The following is a 17840-nucleotide window of genomic DNA, read 5'->3' as shown; positions in this document are numbered from 1 at the left end:
CTCGAGAAGAACGAAGTTCTTCGAGGGGTTGCAGGGGAGGGCGACGTTCCGAAGCACGACGGTTCGTTAGAACCGGAGCGTGAGCACCGAAGGTGCGAAGGAACGGAGTTTGAGCACCGAAGTGCGAAGTGCGATGCTCCGGAGTGCGATGGTTCGTAAGAACCGGAGCGTGAGCACCGAAGGTGCGAAGAACCGGAGCACGAGAAGCCGTGAGGCTTCGAGGTGCGCAGCCCCCACGGTCCACTGTACCGGGTTGCTTGGAAATACACTGAATCAACCATGCCGCACCTGCAAGGCTCATGTCAGATCCCCCCCGTGCGATACACCTAGCGCCACCTCACCAAATCCACTTCCAGTCCCACCCGAAGACTTCGAAAATATTCGTAGGTTACGCAAACCTGAAGCATAGAGACGTGCATCTCCCTTCATTGGAAGGTGAACGGGTTATGAGGAACTGGAAACCGGCGACGGCGATCGCCCTCGGGTGTCTCGTGATCGCAGCGATCATCGGGACCGCCCTCGCATCGGAGGACGCCGGGGAGGAGATCAGGGGGGATTTACGGAAATTTGCATCGAAAGAAGAGATCGAAGCGTTCCTGAAGGAGCACGCGCAGGGAGGATGGAGCGACGGCGGCTACACCTGGCCCCCGGGATCTACCAAACAGGAGACCGGCATGGATGCACCGATGCCGGCAGCGACATCCGCCCCGACGGCCGCCCGCGACTACTCAACCACGAACGTGCAGGTGCAGGGCGTGGACGAGGCCGACTTCCTGAAGAACGACGGGAGATACATCTACATCCTCTCGGGGGAGACGCTCGCGATCCTTGAAGCATACCCGGCAGAGGATGCGAAGATCGTATCCGAGACGCGGATCGATGGGCGTCCGACGGCGCTCTTCCTCGCGGGCGACCGCCTGACGGTCTTTGCCACCGGGACAGAAGAGAGCATGACCACCGTGAAAGGGAGCGTAACACCCGTTCCCGTCCAGCGGGCGGTGACGCATGCATACATCTACGACATCGCCGACCGGAGCGATCCCGACCTGGTCCGGACCCGGACCTTCACCGGCAGTTACTACGACGCCCGGATGATCGGCGACAACGTCTACGTCCTCACGCGGGAGGCTCCCCTCTGGATACGGGGCGAGATCGTCCTCCCCGAGGTGCGGACGGACAGCGCGCCCCCGCTCCGGCCCGATGTCTACCGCCCCGGGACTCCGCTGCAGAACTATGTATTCTACACCGCAAGCGCCTTCTCCGTCCGGAACGATTCGGGCACCACCGATGCCGAGACGTTCCTCCTCGGCTACGACACCACCCTCTTTGCATCGCAGAAGAACCTCTACATCGGCTATCGCAACACCGGACCGGCGTATTTCTCCGGGACACCGGCGGAATCCGCCGGCAGCCGGGAGGAGACAATCGTCCACCGGTTCGCTATCGACGACGGAAGGATCGAGTATGCGGCCATGGGCAGGGTTCCCGGGCACCTCTTGAACCAGTTCTCGCTCGACGAGTACGGGGAGAACCTCCGGATGGCGACGGCCGTCGAGGGCTGGACGCGTGAGGGGTCCTTCCAGTACAATAACGTCTACGTTCTCGATCCCGCAATGGAGATCATCGGGACGCTCGAGCATATCGCGCCGGACGAGCGGATCTACGCCGCCCGGTTCGTCGGCGACCGGCTCTACCTCGTGACGTTCAAGCGGATCGATCCCCTCTTCGTCATCGATCTTTCGGACCCGAAACACCCGGGCATCCTCGGGAAACTCAAGATCCCCGGCTACTCCGATTATCTCCACCCCTATGACGCCGACCACATCATCGGCATCGGCAAAGAGACGAGCGAGAACACCTGGGGCGGCGTCTCGGTGGAGGGGCTCAAGATCGCCCTCTTCGACGTCTCGGACGTGAACAACCCGGTTCCGGTCGATACCGTCGTGATCGGGGAGGCCGGGACCGACTCGGAGGCCCTCCGCGACCACAAGGCCTTCCTCTTTGCAAAAGAGAAGAACCTCCTCGTCATCCCGGTGAGCGAGATTAAGCGGATCGAGAACCCCGGATCGAAGTATCCCGGGTCGTACGGCACCACGACCTGGCAGGGGGCTTACGCCTACTCGGTGACCCCGGAAGGCGGGTTCACCCTGAAGGGCACGGTCGCCCACGCCGAGAAGGGACCCTCCTATACCTGGAACTCGGCCGATGCGGTGCGGCGGTCACTTTTCATGGACGACACCCTCTACACCGTCTCGGCAAGAAGCATCGTCATGACCGATCTTGCCGGCGGCAGCCGGATCAACGAGGTCTTCCTTCCCTACCGGTGGGAGGCCTCCCCGCCCCCGGTCCCGGTCCGGTGACCGGGAGGGCGGTGCTTCCGGACCCCCTTGAAGATCTCCATCACGATCACGACCGAGGAGGCGAGGGCGAGCAGCGAGAGCCACTCGACCAGGGAGACGGGCTGCAGCTGGAGGACGTCCTGGAAGAAGGGGACGTAGAGCGCGAGTTGATGCACGCCCTGCGCGGCAATGACGCCGGCGACCAGGAGGTAGTTGCGGCTGATGGGGACGCGGAACGCGGAGAGGTACTCCGACCGGCAGTTGAAGACATGGAAGTTCTCGAAGAGCACCACCAGCAGGACGAGGAGGTTCCGGGCCGCGAACTCGTCCCACCCGTTTCCAAGGAGCCAGTACCAGGTTCCGAGCGCAACCACCGCGATGACCGCGCCCGAGATCACCGTCTCCTCTATCATCAGCCGGTTGAAGATCCCCTCCTCAGGCCTTCGCGGCGGCCGGTTCATGACACGGGGGTCTCCGCCCTCGAACGCCAGCGCCACGTCCTGGATGCCGTTCGTCACCAGGTTCAGCCAGAGGAGCTGGACCGCGAGGAGAGGCAGCGGCAGGCCTATGAGGAGTGCGAGCAGGAAGAGGAGGACTTCCGCAAACCCGGTCGAGATCAGGAGGTAGACGACTTTGCGGACGTTTTCGTAGGCATACCGACCCTCCTCGATCCCGGCGACGATCGAGGCGAAGTCGTCGTCGGTGACGATCAGCGACGCCGTATCCTTGGCGACGTCGGTCCCGGAGCCCATCGCGACCCCGATGTTCGCGCTCCGGAGCGCCGGCGCGTCGTTGACCCCGTCCCCGGTGACCGCGACGTACGCCCCGCTCTCCCGGTATGCCTCGACGATCCGGAGTTTCTGCAGCGGCGTCACCCGGGCGAAGACCCGGGCGCCCTGCACCCGGTCGATGAACTCCGTGAACGTCGGGATCTCTTCATCGCCCAGTTCCGCGCCGGTGACGACCCTGTCGGGGGAGTCCGTGATCTTGAGTTCCCGCGCGATGGCAAAAGCCGTTGCGGGGTGATCCCCCGTCACCATCACCACGTCGACCCCGGCGTCGCGGCACCGCCGCACGGCATCGGGCACGTCGGGCCGGATCGGGTCGATGAACCCGATCAGGCCGAGGAGTTTGAGGGGAGGCAACTCCGGGGTCTCCGTCGAGATCGGTTCCTCCGCCCGACCCTCTGCCACGGCAAGCACCCGGTACCCCCGGGAGGTGAGGCTGTCGAGGTCCTCCTGCACCCGGTCCGGGTCGAGGGGCACGCCCCCTTCCTGCCCTGCTGCGGCCATCGTCCGGCAAAACGGGAGAACGGTCTCGACGGCCCCCTTGACCGCCACCAGGGTCTCCTCGCCCTCCCGGTACCAGACGGCGGCATACCGGCGCTCGGACTCGAACGGGATTTCGGCGACGGCGGGCGCGTTCTCGCGGATACCGGCGGGATCGAGCCCCAGCTTGTAGGTGAGCGCGAGGAACGCCACGTCGATCGCGTCGCCCCGGTGCGTCCAGTCACCCCCGTCGTTCCGCTCCAGGGCGGCCTCGTTGCTGATCGTCGCGGCCCGGGCAAGGCTTTCTACCCGGTCACGGACGGGGCCGGCGACCGTGGTGCCGCTCCCGTCGAGAACCTCTCCCTCGCCCGCGTACCCGGCCCCCGTAACGGAGAACGCTTCGCCCGTCGGCAGGACGATCGCCCGGGCGGTCTGCTGGTTCACCGTGAGGGTGCCGGTCTTGTCGCTCGCGATCAGCGTGCAGCTCCCGAGGCTCTCCACGGCCGCAAGGACCCGGACGATGACGTTCCGCCCGGCCATCCGTGACGCTGCAATCGAGAGCGTGACGGTCAGGGCGATCGGCAGGCCCTCGGGGATCGCCGAGACTGCGAGGGCGACGGCGAGGAAGAAGACCTCGATGGGGGGCACACCCTGGCCGAGGACGATGATCGCAAGCACTCCGGTGGCGGCAAGGACGGCGATGCTGATCTTTTTGGAGAAGTCTTCCATGCGGATGACGAGCGGAGGTTTGCCCGCCTCCGACGCCGTGACCGTCTCGGCGATCTGCCCGATCTCGGTGTTCTGGCCGGTCGCGACCACAACTCCCATGCTCCGACCGGTCATGACGGTGCTGCCGGCGTAAAGCATACTCTGGCGGTCGCCGAGAGGCAGGGACACATCCACGGGATCGGCGTTCTTCCCGACCGCGTGGGACTCGCCGGTCAGGAGGGACTCGTCGACGGTGAGCGACCGCGCCCTGATGACGCGGACATCGGCGGGGACGCGCTCGCCCGACTCCAGGACGACACGGTCGCCGGGAACAAGATCCTCTGCCGGTACGGTCGCCTCGCGGCCGCCCCGCCTCACCCGTGCACGGATCTTGAGCATCTGCTGCAGCGCCGTTGCGCTCCTCTCCGCCTTCACCTCCTGGAACGTCCCGACGACGGCGTTCACCAGGATGACGATGAAGATGAAGGCCGCGTCGGTGAGATCGACGAAGAGGACGGAGATGATCCCTGCTGCAAGGAGCACGTAGATGAGCGGGCTCGTGAACTGGCGGAGGAAGATCTCAAGCACTGTCGGAGGCCGCTTCTGCGGGAGGGTGTTCTCCCCGAAGACCTCACGCCGCCGGGCGACCTCCTCATCCGTGAGGCCCCCGTCAGCCGATGCGAGCCGTCCGGCTACTTCGTCCGCCGGAAGGGCGTGCCATGCCGTCGTCCGGGACTCTTCGGGGGAGAGGGATGCGTCCATACGATCATCTCACGGGTCTACGTTGCAGGATGCAGGTGCCCCGGAAGAAGAGGTGCACCGACCATGTCGAACGATCCGTATTAGCGGTGAATCGACCGGACGGTGAAGTCTTTCCGCTCGGCGAGGCCTGGAATGCCTTCAACACCGATCTCCCGGGTATGCCGGGAGAGGGATCGGTCGCCCGCATATAAAAACCTGCAGGCATGACTCATGGAGAACCGTCTTGGCGGATCAGGCGTGGATCATCGTCAGCATCATCTTGAAGCGGGTTACGGCGTGGACCGCATGGGGTTTTTGTGCCGGCATGATGATCAGGTCGCCCACCTTCAGGGGATACTCCATACCCGCGATGGTGACGAGGGCCTCCCCGTCGATGACCTGGAGCACGGCATCGTAGGGTGCGGTGTGCTCTGAGAGGCCTTCGGCCGCATCGAAGGCGAAGACCGTGATGGTGCCGGACTTTTCGTAGACGAGCATTCTGCTGACGATCGAGCCCTGCTGGTAGGCAACGAGATCGCGGGGATCGATGACCTGTTCGGTGAGATTCTCTTTCTTCGCTTCAGGCATACGGGTCGGTTGCTCCTGCAGGGTATTCTGTTTTGCGCCTGAAGCGACGAACAGGCATACAAACTCCTAACCCTTATGGACAGTCTGAAGGTATGACCCGCTCTCAATCCGATCACCGCCCGATCCCCGGTGAGAAGAATATTGTAACGGGTGAATGAACTGTTAATGGTCGAAGGTGATATCATTGACAAAGGTGCGGCTGACCATTCTTATCTGGGAGGAAGAGGGGACCTATGTTTCAAAGTGCCAGGAACTCGAGGTTGCCAGTTGCGGCGATACTCCGGAAGAAGCGCTGGATAACATCCGTGAAGCGATCGAACTCTACCTCGATAATGCACGAGAACTCGGGATGCTGCAGGACATTGAGCCCATCCTGACATCTCGGCACAAGTTCACCTCGGTCATTGAGGTCGAGGCATGACGAAGCTGCCTTAGATCTCTTCCGATGACATCATAAAGAAGTTGAAGGCAATCGGGTTCGGCTACGCTCCTCACCGGGGAAAGGGGAGCCACGTAGCTCTCTATAAAATCGGGGACGACGGGAGCACACGCCTTACAAAAGAAGAGTTCCTTGATCTGTAAAGGTCTATCACAGGAGTCGCCCGGAGAAGATTTGAAAGTCCCGTATCCTCACCTTTTTCCCGCCCGCCCTCCAAATGGTAAGAGACCTTCAGTGTACTACCACCTCATCCTGACCGACAACTGCAACCTCTGCTGCACCTACTGCCGCGGCAAGGCGTTCACCGTCGACTCCCCGGAGCTGCCCGGGATCGCCGTCGACGAAGACCTTCCGATCGACCTCGATATCGATCTCGCCGACCTCTACCGGTTCCTCGCGAAAGACCCCGACGCCGTGCTGACCTTCTACGGCGGGGAGCCCCTGCTCGCCGCCGACCTCGTCCGCGAGATCGCCCGCGACGCCCCGGTATCGGCGCTGATCCTGCACACCAACGGCACGCTTCTCGACCGTCTCGAGCCCGGAACCGCAAACCGGTTCGACACGATCCTGGTCTCGATTGACGGGCCCGAGGGACTCACCGATGCTCACCGCGGGGAGGGGACGTTTGAGCGGATCATGAGGAACCTTAAGGGCCTCATGGCGGGCGGATTTTCCGGCGAACTGATCGCCCGGATGACCGTGACCGAAGACACCGATATCGCAGAGGCCGTCCGCTACCTCACGGAGAACGACTTGTTCTCCTTTCCAGCCGTCCACTGGCAGATGGACGCGAACTTCTGGAACGACTACCACCTGCGGGACTACGCCGCGTGGGTGGAGGAGAACTACAACCCCGGCATCCGATCGCTCGTCGCGTTCTGGGTCGAGACGATGCGCAAAAAAGGAAGGGTGCTCCGGTGGTATCCCTTCATCGACCCGGTGGAGGACATGCTCCTATTGCGGCCAAGCATGCTCCGGTGCGGGTGCGGCCACGCGAACTACAGCATCATGACCGACGGGCATATCGCCCCCTGCCCGATCATGGTCGGGATGAAGGACTACTACGCCGGGCACATCGCCACCGCCGATCCCCTCCGCCTTCCGGTGACGACCGTGGGAAGCCCCTGCACGGAATGCGGCCTTCTCGACTTCTGCGGCGGCCGATGTCTTTATTCAAATATCACACGCCCCTGGCCGGAGGAAGGCCGGCGGGCTGTCTGCGGGACGGTCAGGAACCTCCATTCGGCACTCTCGGCGGCGCTCCCCGAGATCCGGGGCCTCATCCGCGACGGGAGAGTCCGGATGGAGGATTTCGCCCACCAGAAGTACAACAGCTGCGAGATTATACCGTAAAAAAATCCTGTGCCCTCCCCCGGGGCAACATTCATTCAGCCGGAAGAAGATTACTTGCAGACACCCATGACGGCCATCGGACAGATCCTCTGCAGAATCGGGCTCCACCGGTGGGGCAGGAAGCGGGGATACGACGAATACTCCTCGAATGTCATCGAGTGGGAGCAGCGGTGCGAACGGTGCGGGAAGAGAAAGCGGTGGGTCGAGGCGAAACGGGACCGGCGGCGGTGAGAATCAGGCGGCGGCACCGGCATCCCGGACCCGCCAGCCGCCTTCCGGCACCAGTATCTCGAACCGTGCCCCTTTCCCGGGCTCCCCGGTCTCCCGGATGGCAAGTCCGGTGGTCGAGAGAATCTCCCGGACGAGAAAGAGACCGAAACCGGTGTTCCTACCGAAGCCACGTATGAATATCTTTTCTTTCTCGTGTGCTGGTACCCCGGAACCGTTGTCCTCGACGGCGATGATAAGGCTCCCCCCCTGGCGTTGGCACCGGACCCTGACCGTCGGGGCCGGCCCGGCATACCTGATCGAATTCTCAAAGAGATTGTAGAATGCCTTCTCCAGCATCGGATCGGCGTAAATCTCAATCTCCCCGACTTCGGCAAGGAGAGCGAGATCCCGGGAATTGAGGTCCGCCGCCGCCCGTGCCACGCATTCTCGAAGTCCCTGATAATCCGGGGTCCGGACCCCGAGGTCCTGATAGTCCTGGGTGAACGCAATCTGGCGGCTGATGAACCCGATGGCCTGCTCCTGACGGTCCATGTACCCGAGGAGAACCGGATCGGTGATCCGCTCTCTCATGAACTCCAGGTTGCCCTGAAGGACAGTCAGCTGGTTGAGAATGTCGTGCCGGGTGATGCCGGAGAGCAGGTGCATCTTCCGGTTCGCGGCCATCAGCGCGGCTTCTGTCTGCTTCCGTGCGGTGACGTCCCGGACGATGGCCTGGAGCTGGCGCGGGCCTTTCACGTCCAGCCGGCTCGCGCTCATCTCTACGTCGTAACGCTTCCCGCTCGGTGTAGAGATCCGCCATTCGAAGAACTGCGGCTGCCCGGCATATGCCGCCTGCATCTTCTCGATAGCGCTCGTAAACGCCGGGAAACCGTCCGGCTGAACGGGGCTGGAGAGTTCCCAGGGGGTCTTCCCGATAAGGAACTCCCGGGTACACTGAAAGGTCTCGAGAACTTTTGAGTTGCAGTCGACGAACCGGTCCTCCTCGAAGATGAATATCGGATCGTTCGCCCCCTCGAAGAGAGCGCGGTAACGCTCCTCGGAGTCACGCAGCGCCTGGATGGCACGCCGGCGCTCCACCGCCCGCACGACCCGGTGCTCAAGCTCGGCAAACAGGGAGCGGGAATCGCCTCCTTTCTGGATGTAGCCGTCCGCACCGCGGTTGAGCGCCTCCACGACAACCTCCTCGCGGCCGCGCCCGGTAAAGAGAATGAACGGGATATCTCCGAAGCGCTGCCGTACTTCCTTCAAGAGTCCGATACCGTCCATGCCGGGCATCTGGTAGTCGGCGATGACGGCGTCGCAGGGCCGCTCCCCGAGCAGGTCCAGGGCTTTTTGGGCGGAGGAGACGGTCTCGATGGTGAGCATACCCGAGCGTTCGAGAAATATCTTACCGACTTCGAGAAGGGCTGGTTCATCATCTACGTAGAGTACGGAATACTGAACCATCTGCACCGCTTCCGTTCCCAATTATACCGGAGTAACCCTATAATAAATTAACGGAATATTACAACGGCGCTGAAACGCGGAATTCAGAAGTTAGATCGTAAATATAGATTCATTTGCCGATAATCGCCGTTCCCACCACGTATCTGCACATCCCTGCATTATGCGACATAGTTCCCGCCGCAGGCACTCACCGCTCCGGTGCCGATGGCACTTCACCGGCCCTTATGAAGCCCGAAACGAACGGCTGCGCCCGGCACCATCAGGACGAACCTGAGGTGCCGCTCGAGTCGAAAAAGAAGTTATTGCTTGAGTTCCTTCCCCGCAGAGAAGGCCTTCGCGAGCACGCCGCCGAACCCGTAGTACTCCTGCCGCATCGAGTCGTAGGCGAACGGCCGGATCTTTTCGATATCGGGCTTGCCGTCCTCCCCGAGGACGCTCTCGTCAACCTTCACGTCCAGGATCTCCCCGATGAACTGGGTGTGCACGCCGATCTCGACCGTCTGGAGGAGCCGGCACTCGAGGGCGACCGGAAACTCCCCGACATACGGAGCGTTCACCAGGTCGCCTTTCACCGGTGTAAGATTGGTCGCGGCGAACTTGTCCGTATCCCGGCCGGAGACGATGCCGAAGTAGTCCGCTTCCCGGACGTAGTCCGCCGAGGGTATGCTGATCGTGAACTCGCGCTGCTCCATTAAGTTCGCGTAGGTCTGCCGGGCCTTCTGGACCGAGACCGCCACCGCCGGCGGGCGGGACGAGCAGATGCCCCCCCATGCGGCGACCATCGCATCCGGCCGGCCGGCCGAATCGTAGGTCCCGATGATCAGGTCCGGGTGGGGGTAGAGAAGAGTCCGTGGGCCGATTGATTGCTTCGTCATGGGACTACGTTTCGTCTCCCGATCCGGATAAACCTTTTCGAATCCCCGGGTGCGGTGCAACGGCAAGATCGGTCACGCGGCTCCCGCCGCCCCCTTCTGGAGCCGCACCGACCGGTAGAGGAAGTAGCCGACGATGGCGAACGTCGCTATCGGCGAGAGCCAGGCGGGGATATGGAACCCGAAGCTGTCCGCGAGCATGATCGTCCCGAGCACCAGGATGGAGTACATCGCCCCGTTCTTGAGGTAACAGTAACTCCTGATCCGGTCGACGCCCCGGACGGTCAGCTCCCTGACCACGACCGCCCCGACACCGTTCCCTATCAGGATGAGGGGGACCGAGAGGGTGAAGGCGAACGCCCCGATGACGCCGTCGATCGAGAAGGTCGCGTTGAGGACCTCGAGGTAGGCGATCTTCGAGAGGTCCGACATCCCGGGCTGCCGGAGCCGGGCCTCCTGCACCTCGGCGTTCTGCCTGAACCCGTGGACGATGAAGAACGCGGTCGAGCCGAGCACGGCCGCGAACCCCATCATGGCGTTGACCTGGAGGGCGAACCAGACGATGGCGGCGAGCAGGATCGAGACGACTGCATAGAACCAGACGGCCTGCCGGGAGAAGAACCGCTCGCTCCGAAGCCCGCAATTCTTCTCCTCGACGAAAAGCCAGTGGAAGAAGAGGAAGACGAGGAACGTCCCTCCGAAGATCAGGAGGATCGGAGCCGACTCCTCGATCGCGGCCGTAACCGCCGGATCGCTTGAAAACGTCGCGAACAGCGCACCGAGGGGGCCGAGCGACGGGTTCGTAGCCCAGACGATCATCCACGGCAGGAGCCCGCGGACCACGAAGACCGCAGCGATCAGGCCCCAGAGGAGAAACCACCTGCGGGCCTTCTCCCCCATCGTCGCGAGGACGTCGGCGTTTATGATGGCGTTATCGATGCTTGAGACGATCTCGAAGACAGAGAGACCCGCTACGGTAAGAACAATCAGCAGCCAGTCCATTTTGTGTGGTGTACAGTCTGTCGCCGATCGCATATAAGGCGAGGCGGCCGGGCCGGGCGGTACGGGTTACGTTCATATACCATACCGGCATGAGTCAGTCGTCAACGGAGGAAACAGATATGGGACTTGTGAAGTGCTGCCGCGAGCAGGTGGTCGCCGTCTCGCCGGACACGCCGGCGGTGGAGGTGGCGAGGATCATGGGCGAGAAGAACGTTGGAAGCGTCGTCGTCGTCACCGGCGATAACCGGCCCGCCGGGATACTTACCGACCGCGATCTCGCAATCAGGGTCATGGCGCAGGAGAAGAACCCGGGCGAGATCCGGGCGGAGGAGGTCCTGACCCGGGACGTGATCACGTTCCAGGACAGCATGGGGATCTACGAGGCCATCCAGAAGATGACCGATGCAGGCATCCGGAGGATGCCGATCGTCGACGACAGCGGAAAGTTGATCGGGATCGTCACCATGGACGATATCGTCCGCATGCTGGGCGAAGAGATGGCTGCTATTGCAAAGAACATCGAGAAACAAAGCCCGCCCATACAGAAACCGAGCGCGCCCATACCCATGTGAGGGGGGCCGAAATCCCCTTTCCCGGATGTTGGCCGCGAGTCCGGCCAACCTATCCGGTGGCGAAGACCACGGCCTCCCCGGACTGGTTCAACGACCCCTCCATCGCCCGGACCATCTCCTCCCAGGTCGCCCCGGGCGCGAGCGCGAGATCGAGGTCGAGTGCATACACCCTGAAGAGGTACGCCTCGGCCTCCCCGGTCTCCGGGCAGGGACCCCGGTAGCCGATGTTGCCGAAGTCGTTCGTCCCCTGTACGGCATGGAGCGGCGATTCCACCACCTCCCCTTCCGGGAAGCCTTCCGGGATCAGCGGGACGGCAGGGAGGTTCCAGAGGACCCAGACCACCCTTGACGGCCCTTCCTCGGGGCTCGTCGTCGCAAGGATCGCGAGCGATTTGATGTTCGGGAGGATCCCCTCGACCCGGATCGGGGGCGACCGGTTCGCTCCTTTGCAGGTGTAATCCGGCGGGAACTCTTCGAAATCCAGTGTTACTACCAGTTTTTGCGTCATGCCAGGCTCCGTCGATATTCTCCTTCCGGAACCATGGTATAAAAAGGGTGCGTGCGGTCACCGGGAGTACATGGCGACGGTCTCGCCGAACCCGAGGACGTGCCCCTGCATCGCGCCGATGAGGTCGTGCTTGCCTGCGCCGGGCGCCAGATCAAGCATGGCATCGAGCCCGTAGACCTTGAAGAGGTAACGGTGCGTCTCGCCCTCGGGAGGACAGGGGCCGCGCCAGCCGAGGGTTCCATAATCGTTCGTCCCCTGGACGGCGTCCACCGGGGCCGTCACGACACCCTGCGGAGGGATGCCCTCCGGGATCAGGGGCGACGGCGAGAGGTTCCAGACGATCCAGGTCGTGAAGGAGCACCCGGGTTCGAAGGGGTTCAGCGCAAAGACCGCCATCGATTGTGTCTCAGGGGTGAGTCCCCGGATCCTCAGTTCGGGAGAGAGATCGGGGCCGTCGCAGGTGTTCCATACGGGAAATTCCGCCGAACGGAGGGAGACGACCAGTCCGGCAACTCCAGGGGTCATGCGGAGGCTTTCGGCGCAGGGTGATAAAAAAGGTTGCGGGGGCCCCGGGCGCCTCAAGTCCGGTGTCCGGCCGGGGACCGGATACCGGATATTTTTTACGTTCGTAAATCGCCATCGCCTCTCCGTACCCCGTGGCGGCGGCCGCAAGCGCCCCCTCCAGGCGCGACCGGCCGGCTCCCGGTGGGAGATCGAGTTCCTGCTCAAGACCCCAGACCCGGATGAAGAAACGGTGCGACGCACCCTTCGGCGGGCAGGGACCACCGTAACCGATCCTCTGGAAGTCGTTCGTTCCCTGGACCGCAGGAACCGGATGGGAAACCCGCGGTTCCGGGGAGATCCCGCCCGGGATCTCGCCGGTTGCCGGAACGTTCCAGGCAAGCCAGTGGGTGAATGTGCCCCGCGGGGCGTCCGGATCGTCCACGATGACCGCAAGGTAGGGTGCATCCGACCCGCGAACCCGTATCGCCGGGGAGATATCCTCCCCGTCACAGGTGTGTTCCGGGGGGAACCGGTCGAAACCGATCTCGATCGTCAGGTTCTGCATACTCATTATCCTCCGGCACCCGGTGGGTGAGGTCCCATAAGCCAGTTGCGGCGGGCGGGGCGTGGCGGAAGCTCCGGCCTAACACCGGGAAGGGCTCACGTCGGCCGTTCTCCCGTATGCCGCCACCGCCTCGCCGTACTGCGGGATCGTATCGCTCATGGCACGCCCGAAAGCAATCCGGTCGGAACCCGGCGCAAGATCGAGCGGCCTATCAAACCCGTAGACCCGAAAGAGGTAGCGATGCGTCTCTCCCCGGAGCGGGCAGGGGCCGCGCCAGCCGGTGCTGCCATAATCGTTCGTCCCCTGAACCGCGGCAACCGGTTCCGAGAGGCGCGCCTCCGCCGGCAGGCCTCCGGGGATCTTCTCCATAGCCGGGATATTCCAGGCAAGCCAGTGGGTGAACGTGCCCATCGATGCGTCGAGGTCTTCCATGACGATTGCGAGGTACGGCGTGAGAATGCCGAGGACCGTGATCTCCGGCGAACGGTCGGCGCCATCGCAGGTATGCTCCGGTGGGAAGACGCCGAAGCCCGGTATCACCGTTAAGGGCTCCATCGCCATTCCGCATCCATCATAAGAGCCGCATGTCCCGGGCCTGGATCAGCAGTTCCTGCACCTCCTGGTCGGTGACGTCGTGCCACTGCTCGTATGCCTGCGCCACTGCAAACGTACGGCTGGTCCTGACGTTTAAGCAGATGACGAGGTCCGCCTGCCGGGCGATGAAGTTGACGGCAGGGAGGGAACCGGTGGGAACCGCCACGACGATCTGACGGGGCGACCCGGCCCGAGCCGCCTCGACGGCGGCGAACATCGTATACCCGGTTGCGAGGCCGTCGTCGATCAGGATCACGTCCTGGCCCTCGACCTCCGGTTCTTCCCGGCCGCCGGCGAACTTCTCTATCCGCTCCTCCACGTTCTTTCTGGCTTTTGCGATGGCGGCGTTCACTTCGGCCTCAGAGAGGTCGAGCCCGGCCATGAGGGAACGGTTCAGGAAGACCCGCCCGTTCCAGGTCACGGCACCGAACCCGGCCTCCGGGTTCCAGGGGATCTGCACCTTCCGCACCACCGCCATCCGGAGCGGGGCCTTCAAGGCCCGGGCCACCTCAAGCCCAAGCGGCACCCCCCCGGCAGGGATGGCACAGATCACCGGTTCGGCGATCGTCTCGAGCGTTGAGAGGGTCGCGGCGAGTTGCCTCCCGGCGTCGGTCCGGCTCTCAAAAACGCTCAGCCGGTCCCGAAGCGATCTATCCTCAATGATTCGGCCCGTATCCAGCATAAGTTCGCCTTTACTGCACCGGGATATTAACGTCTTCCGGTGGGCGGCCGCCTGCCCCCGAGAACGATACCAATAACTCCCCGGAGATCGATGGATCAACCGGCACATGATACTGACAGAGAGGCGGCGGAGGGGGCACCGGTGACGGAAACCGGTGCGGTGACGCTGTATACCGACGGCGCATCGCGGGGAAACCCCGGGGACGCCGCCTGGGCATACGTGATTGTGCGGGACGGGTCCGTCGTGGCCGGCCGCTCGGGGTTTATCGGGACGGCGACCAACAACGTGGCAGAGTACCATGCCGTCATCAACGGCCTTGACGCCGCACGGGAGTTCACCAGCGGCAGCCTTATAGTCAGGTCGGACTCGGAACTCGTCGTCCGCCAGCTCACCGGCCGGTACCGCATCACAAAAGAGCACCTTGCAGACCTCGCCGGGGAGGTGCGGCGGCGGATGCGCAGCTTCGCAGAGGTCAGGTTCGAGAGCGTTCCAAGAGAGCACCCCTGCATCCAGGTTGCGGACCGCCTCTGCAACGAGATGCTCGATGCGGAGAAGCGGAGGAGGTAGAGGTATGGCTGCGATCGAGTGCATCCCCATCGGCGTCGTCCGGTCGCCCTACCGGGCCCGGGGCGACGCCCCCCGCCAGGGACGCCTCGCGGGTACCGTCGCGGAGATCCACGTCCATGACGCCTACACCGCCGGGCTTGAGGACGTGGAGCGGAGCAGCCACCTTATCGTGCTCTACTGGCTCGACCGGGCGGAGCGGGGACAACTCCACGCAAAACCGCCGGGAGAGAGCCGGGAACGCGGAGTTTTTTCGACCCGATCGCCCGCCCGGCCGAATCCGATCGGCCTCGGGATCGTCGACCTGGTCCGGCGGGAGGGAGGCGTCCTGGTAGTCCGGGGGCTCGACGCCCTGGACGGGACCCCGGTGCTGGACATCAAACCCTACTCCCCCGAGATCGACTGCATCCCGGAAGCGACGGGCGGCTGGCACATTAAAAAGTAGGTCGGGTCAGGGTGCAGGAACCGCTTCCTGCCCGATACCGAGGTCGCGGAGTTTCTCCGGCGTGGGACGGCCCTCCCGGTCCCATCCCCGGGCAAGGTAGTACTCGTCGAGCAGGGGCTCTCGCTCCCAGACCCGGCCTTTCGGGGCGCCTTCGGTGAGCGGGTCATGGATGAGGCGCGGCGGCAGGGTGTCGTTCTCCCGGGTGCATCCGGCCTTCAGGTTGAAGATCTTCTGCATGTTCCAGATCCGCTCGCCGATCCGGAGCACTTCGCCGGCATCGAGGTCGTAGCCGGTGACCGCCGAGACCATGGCCCCGTAATCCGCCGCCCCGAGCGGGAACGAGGTGAAGAGACAGCTTCCCGACGAGTCGATGAAGGCGGTGAGATCCTGGAACGTCTTCGTCCAGACGGCTTTTCCCTCGCTCGAGTAGGGATCGAGTTTCTCCGGAGACCCGAGCACTTCGGGGGCGATCAGGTAGGCGTAGACATGGTCGCCGCCCCGGACCGAGGTGGCGTAGGCAAGCCCGTGCCCCTGCAGGCCCCGCGGGTCGTAGGCAGGGAGTTCCTGCCGCTTGACGCTCATGGAGAGCTCGGGGTGCCCGTGCCTCCTTGCGAAGCGGAAGGATCCTTCGGCAAGCTCGTCGCCGATGCCGTCGCGGTAGCCGATCCGGCGGACGAGGTCGACCATCCGCTCTGCGTCGCCGAACCGGATCTCCTCGTCGATGTAGCCCTTCTCCGAGAGTTCCATGGCGCAGGCGATCGTCGACCCGGCCGAGATTGTGTCGAGGCCGAGGTCGTTAGAGAGATTGTTCGCCTCCACAACGGCCGCAAGATCGTCGATCCCGCAGTCGGGACCGAACGCCCAGATCGTCTCGTACTCGGGGCCTGCCGTCCGCTTCCCTTCGACCTCGACGTCGCGGCCGCACTGGATAACGCAGGCCTGGCACCCCATCTTCCCGGTGAGGATGGTGTCGGCCATTCGCTCCCCCGAGACGTTCTCCGCTGCGGGGAAGTGTGCGGTCTGGAAGTTCCGGGTCGGGAGGATGTAGTTCTCGTTGATGATGTTCACGAGGACCGCCGTCCCGAACCGGGGCAGCCCTCCGCCCGAGATGGCGTTCTCCCGGATCTTTTCGGCGATATCCTTTTTAAGGGCGAGGAACAGGTCGCGATCGGCGACGGTGCACCGGCCGCTCCCCCGGGCGGAAACGGCCTTCAGGTTCTTGGACCCCATCACGGCGCCGACACCCCCGCGCCCGGCGGCCCGCGAAGTCTCGTTGATGACACCGGCGATCCGGACGAGACGCTCGCCGGCGGGGCCGATGCAGGCCACGCTCGCGCCGGGATCGTTGAGATCGTTCTGGATGGTCGCGGTCGTCTCGCTCGTCGTCAGCCCCCACAACTCCGAGGCGTCCCGGACCTCCGCATGCCCGTCGTCGAGGAGGAGGTAGACGGGCCTCTCCGCCCGGCCCCGGATCACGACCGCATCGTAGCCCGCACGTTTCATGCTGGTGCCGAACTTCCCGCCGGAGTTGGCGCTGGTCAGTGTCCCGGTCAGCGGCGACTTCGTAACGACGTCGTACCGCGACCCCAGGGGGAGACCGCTCCCCGCAACCGGCCCGGTGGCGAAGACCAGCACGTTCTCCGCGCTGAGAGGATCGATGCCCGGATTCACCAGGTCCCCGAGGATCCGAACCCCAAGCCCCCTCCCGCCGATGTACCCCCGCTTCCACTCTTCGGGAAACGGTTCCTCCATCGTCTGTTCTCTCGCGAGGTCGACGTGGAGGATCTTTTCTGCGTAACCGTTCATGAACTGTCACCAGGCTACAGGCTTCGCCCGGGGCTAATAAGGCTGTCGGAACACGAAATAAAGCCCATATTAACTTTAGAGTAAAAGAAACTACATCCGATCCCGGAACTCACCTCGGAGCGATACCAATAAGCCCGCCCCCCACCAGCCTGATGTACGGATGAACTGCACGGATAGAGGGGGTTGCATACAGGTGAAGGTCAGGGCGTTTGCGATGCTCCGGGAAGTGCGACGGGCCGACGGGCCGGCGGGCCGGAGCTCGAGCACCGCTAGGTGCGAATTTCTCCCGGCGGAGCATGTTGCAAAAATCCCCGGCGGATCGACGGTCGGCGACCTGCTCGAATACCTCTCTGTCCGGTATCCCGGTCTCGGCGACGCCCTCTTCACCCCCGCAGGGGAGCTCGGGGCCTACGTCAACGTCTTAAAGAACGGCAGGAATATCCATTTCAGCGGGGGTCTCGAGACGCCCCTTGAGGACGGCGATACCGTCGCCCTTTTCCCTCCCGCCGGCGGAGGATGACCCGTGCATGAAATAGCCCCCCTGCGGCCGAACGGGACAATTTGCCATAAACTATACCTTTTTGTGACGTTTACCGTTAATATATAGTAGTTT

19 protein-coding genes are annotated in these 17840 nt (G+C 63.6%); 8 read left to right on the top strand and 11 right to left on the bottom strand.

Features of this window, described 5'->3' with window-relative positions; all coding sequences use genetic code 11:
• Positions 1-446: 446 nt before the first annotated feature.
• On the top strand, positions 447-2360 hold the full coding sequence (locus BRA62_RS08475; protein ID WP_292366135.1) for a beta-propeller domain-containing protein: 1914 nt from the start codon (positions 447-449) through the stop codon (positions 2358-2360).
• Here the strand turns inward: BRA62_RS08475 and BRA62_RS08470 are convergent.
• Together BRA62_RS08470 and BRA62_RS08465 are read right to left on the bottom strand one after the other, a co-directional pair.
• Complete coding sequence (locus tag BRA62_RS08470) at positions 2318-5077, bottom strand: cation-translocating P-type ATPase (protein WP_292366134.1); 2760 nt, start codon at positions 5075-5077, stop codon at positions 2318-2320. The genes BRA62_RS08475 and BRA62_RS08470 overlap by 43 nt on opposite strands.
• Positions 5078-5308: 231 nt before the next feature.
• Positions 5309-5644 (bottom strand): cupin domain-containing protein, encoded by a 336-nt coding sequence (locus BRA62_RS08465; protein ID WP_292366133.1) that lies wholly within the window; start codon positions 5642-5644, stop codon positions 5309-5311.
• A 175-nt stretch (positions 5645-5819) separates the two neighbouring features.
• On the opposite strand from BRA62_RS08465, the gene BRA62_RS08460 reads away from it, so the two are divergent.
• The 3 genes from BRA62_RS08460 (at position 5820) to BRA62_RS08450 (ending at position 7667) form a co-directional block, all read left to right on the top strand.
• Complete coding sequence (locus tag BRA62_RS08460) at positions 5820-6065, top strand: type II toxin-antitoxin system HicB family antitoxin (RefSeq protein WP_292366132.1); 246 nt, start codon at positions 5820-5822, stop codon at positions 6063-6065.
• 252 nt (positions 6066-6317) lie between these two features.
• Positions 6318-7436: a TIGR04084 family radical SAM/SPASM domain-containing protein gene (locus BRA62_RS08455; RefSeq protein ID WP_292366131.1), complete on the top strand. Its 1119-nt coding sequence runs from the start codon at positions 6318-6320 to the stop codon at positions 7434-7436.
• Positions 7437-7502: 66 nt separating this feature from the next.
• On the top strand, positions 7503-7667 hold the full coding sequence (locus BRA62_RS08450) for a hypothetical protein (protein ID WP_011843191.1): 165 nt from the start codon (positions 7503-7505) through the stop codon (positions 7665-7667).
• A gap of 3 nt (positions 7668-7670) precedes the next feature.
• Here BRA62_RS08450 and BRA62_RS08445 read toward each other — a convergent pair whose 3' ends face one another.
• The 3 genes from BRA62_RS08445 to BRA62_RS08435 form a co-directional block, all read right to left on the bottom strand.
• The gene (locus BRA62_RS08445; RefSeq protein ID WP_292366130.1) at positions 7671-9113 is read right to left on the bottom strand and encodes a response regulator; all 1443 of its coding nucleotides are present in this window, start codon (positions 9111-9113) and stop codon (positions 7671-7673) included.
• Between the two features lie 299 nt (positions 9114-9412).
• Entirely contained in the window at positions 9413-9988 is a 576-nt protein-coding gene (locus BRA62_RS08440; protein ID WP_292366129.1) for a flavin reductase family protein, read from the bottom strand.
• Between the two features lie 72 nt (positions 9989-10060).
• Positions 10061-10987, bottom strand: a complete 927-nt coding sequence (locus tag BRA62_RS08435) for a DUF475 domain-containing protein (RefSeq protein WP_292366128.1) — start codon at positions 10985-10987, stop codon at positions 10061-10063.
• A 119-nt stretch (positions 10988-11106) separates the two neighbouring features.
• Here BRA62_RS08435 and BRA62_RS08430 point away from each other — a divergent pair, with 119 nt between their 5' ends.
• The gene (locus tag BRA62_RS08430; RefSeq protein WP_292366127.1) at positions 11107-11559 is read left to right on the top strand and encodes a CBS domain-containing protein; all 453 of its coding nucleotides are present in this window, start codon (positions 11107-11109) and stop codon (positions 11557-11559) included.
• A 49-nt stretch (positions 11560-11608) separates the two neighbouring features.
• Here the strand turns inward: BRA62_RS08430 and BRA62_RS08425 are convergent, their stop codons facing one another.
• From BRA62_RS08425 to BRA62_RS08410, 5 genes are all read right to left on the bottom strand, one after another.
• On the bottom strand, positions 11609-12067 hold the full coding sequence (locus tag BRA62_RS08425; protein ID WP_292366126.1) for a YbhB/YbcL family Raf kinase inhibitor-like protein: 459 nt from the start codon (positions 12065-12067) through the stop codon (positions 11609-11611).
• A 57-nt stretch (positions 12068-12124) separates the two neighbouring features.
• Positions 12125-12592, bottom strand: a complete 468-nt coding sequence (locus tag BRA62_RS08420; protein ID WP_292366125.1) for a YbhB/YbcL family Raf kinase inhibitor-like protein — start codon at positions 12590-12592, stop codon at positions 12125-12127.
• On the bottom strand, positions 12474-13136 hold the full coding sequence (locus BRA62_RS12835) for a YbhB/YbcL family Raf kinase inhibitor-like protein (protein ID WP_305066074.1): 663 nt from the start codon (positions 13134-13136) through the stop codon (positions 12474-12476). Before BRA62_RS12835 ends, BRA62_RS08420 begins: the two co-directional genes overlap by 119 nt.
• 78 nt (positions 13137-13214) lie before the next feature.
• Entirely contained in the window at positions 13215-13691 is a 477-nt protein-coding gene (locus BRA62_RS08415; RefSeq protein ID WP_292366124.1) for a YbhB/YbcL family Raf kinase inhibitor-like protein, read from the bottom strand.
• Positions 13692-13707: 16 nt separating this feature from the next.
• Positions 13708-14412: a phosphoribosyltransferase gene (locus tag BRA62_RS08410; protein ID WP_292366123.1), complete on the bottom strand. Its 705-nt coding sequence runs from the start codon at positions 14410-14412 to the stop codon at positions 13708-13710.
• 90 nt (positions 14413-14502) lie between these two features.
• Between BRA62_RS08410 and BRA62_RS08405 the strand changes: the two genes are divergently transcribed.
• Complete coding sequence (locus BRA62_RS08405; protein WP_292366122.1) at positions 14503-14979, top strand: ribonuclease HI family protein; 477 nt, start codon at positions 14503-14505, stop codon at positions 14977-14979.
• Positions 14980-14983: 4 nt separating this feature from the next.
• Complete coding sequence (tsaA, locus tag BRA62_RS08400; RefSeq protein WP_292366121.1) at positions 14984-15421, top strand: tRNA (N6-threonylcarbamoyladenosine(37)-N6)-methyltransferase TrmO; 438 nt, start codon at positions 14984-14986, stop codon at positions 15419-15421.
• 6 nt (positions 15422-15427) lie between these two features.
• Here tsaA and BRA62_RS08395 read toward each other — a convergent pair whose 3' ends face one another.
• On the bottom strand, positions 15428-17227 hold the full coding sequence (locus BRA62_RS08395; protein WP_292366120.1) for an aldehyde ferredoxin oxidoreductase family protein: 1800 nt from the start codon (positions 17225-17227) through the stop codon (positions 15428-15430).
• Between the two features lie 160 nt (positions 17228-17387).
• On the opposite strand from BRA62_RS08395, the gene BRA62_RS08390 reads away from it, so the two are divergent.
• On the top strand, positions 17388-17747 hold the full coding sequence (locus tag BRA62_RS08390; RefSeq protein ID WP_292366119.1) for a ubiquitin-like small modifier protein 1: 360 nt from the start codon (positions 17388-17390) through the stop codon (positions 17745-17747).
• Positions 17748-17840 lie beyond the last annotated feature (93 nt).

The organism is Methanoculleus sp. UBA208, from assembly GCF_002498065.1.
GTDB lineage: Archaea > Halobacteriota > Methanomicrobia > Methanomicrobiales > Methanoculleaceae > Methanoculleus.
The sequence above is the reverse complement of the archived record's forward strand: the minus strand, read 5'-3'. Positions and strand labels throughout refer to the sequence as shown.

Excerpts from the sequence above, each read along its gene's own strand:
- BRA62_RS08410 (WP_292366123.1), bottom strand. The coding sequence starts at position 14,412 with ATGCTGGATACGGGCCGAATCATTGAGGATAGATCGCTTCGGGACCGG.
- BRA62_RS08435 (WP_292366128.1), bottom strand. The coding sequence starts at position 10,987 with ATGGACTGGCTGCTGATTGTTCTTACCGTAGCGGGTCTCTCTGTCTTC.
- BRA62_RS08475 (WP_292366135.1), top strand. The coding sequence starts at position 447 with ATGAGGAACTGGAAACCGGCGACGGCGATCGCCCTCGGGTGTCTCGTG.
- BRA62_RS08390 (WP_292366119.1), top strand. The coding sequence starts at position 17,388 with ATGAACTGCACGGATAGAGGGGGTTGCATACAGGTGAAGGTCAGGGCG.
- BRA62_RS08470 (WP_292366134.1), bottom strand. The coding sequence starts at position 5,077 with ATGGACGCATCCCTCTCCCCCGAAGAGTCCCGGACGACGGCATGGCAC.
- BRA62_RS08445 (WP_292366130.1), bottom strand. The coding sequence starts at position 9,113 with ATGGTTCAGTATTCCGTACTCTACGTAGATGATGAACCAGCCCTTCTC.
- BRA62_RS12835 (WP_305066074.1), bottom strand. The coding sequence starts at position 13,136 with ATGCAGAACCTGACGATCGAGATCGGTTTCGACCGGTTCCCCCCGGAA.
- BRA62_RS08430 (WP_292366127.1), top strand. The coding sequence starts at position 11,107 with ATGGGACTTGTGAAGTGCTGCCGCGAGCAGGTGGTCGCCGTCTCGCCG.
- BRA62_RS08450 (WP_011843191.1), top strand. The coding sequence starts at position 7,503 with ATGACGGCCATCGGACAGATCCTCTGCAGAATCGGGCTCCACCGGTGG.
- BRA62_RS08395 (WP_292366120.1), bottom strand. The coding sequence starts at position 17,227 with ATGAACGGTTACGCAGAAAAGATCCTCCACGTCGACCTCGCGAGAGAA.
- BRA62_RS08405 (WP_292366122.1), top strand. The coding sequence starts at position 14,503 with ATGGATCAACCGGCACATGATACTGACAGAGAGGCGGCGGAGGGGGCA.
- BRA62_RS08425 (WP_292366126.1), bottom strand. The coding sequence starts at position 12,067 with ATGACGCAAAAACTGGTAGTAACACTGGATTTCGAAGAGTTCCCGCCG.
- BRA62_RS08420 (WP_292366125.1), bottom strand. The coding sequence starts at position 12,592 with ATGACCCCTGGAGTTGCCGGACTGGTCGTCTCCCTCCGTTCGGCGGAA.
- BRA62_RS08465 (WP_292366133.1), bottom strand. The coding sequence starts at position 5,644 with ATGCCTGAAGCGAAGAAAGAGAATCTCACCGAACAGGTCATCGATCCC.
- BRA62_RS08440 (WP_292366129.1), bottom strand. The coding sequence starts at position 9,988 with ATGACGAAGCAATCAATCGGCCCACGGACTCTTCTCTACCCCCACCCG.
- tsaA (WP_292366121.1), top strand. The coding sequence starts at position 14,984 with ATGGCTGCGATCGAGTGCATCCCCATCGGCGTCGTCCGGTCGCCCTAC.
- BRA62_RS08415 (WP_292366124.1), bottom strand. The coding sequence starts at position 13,691 with ATGGAGCCCTTAACGGTGATACCGGGCTTCGGCGTCTTCCCACCGGAG.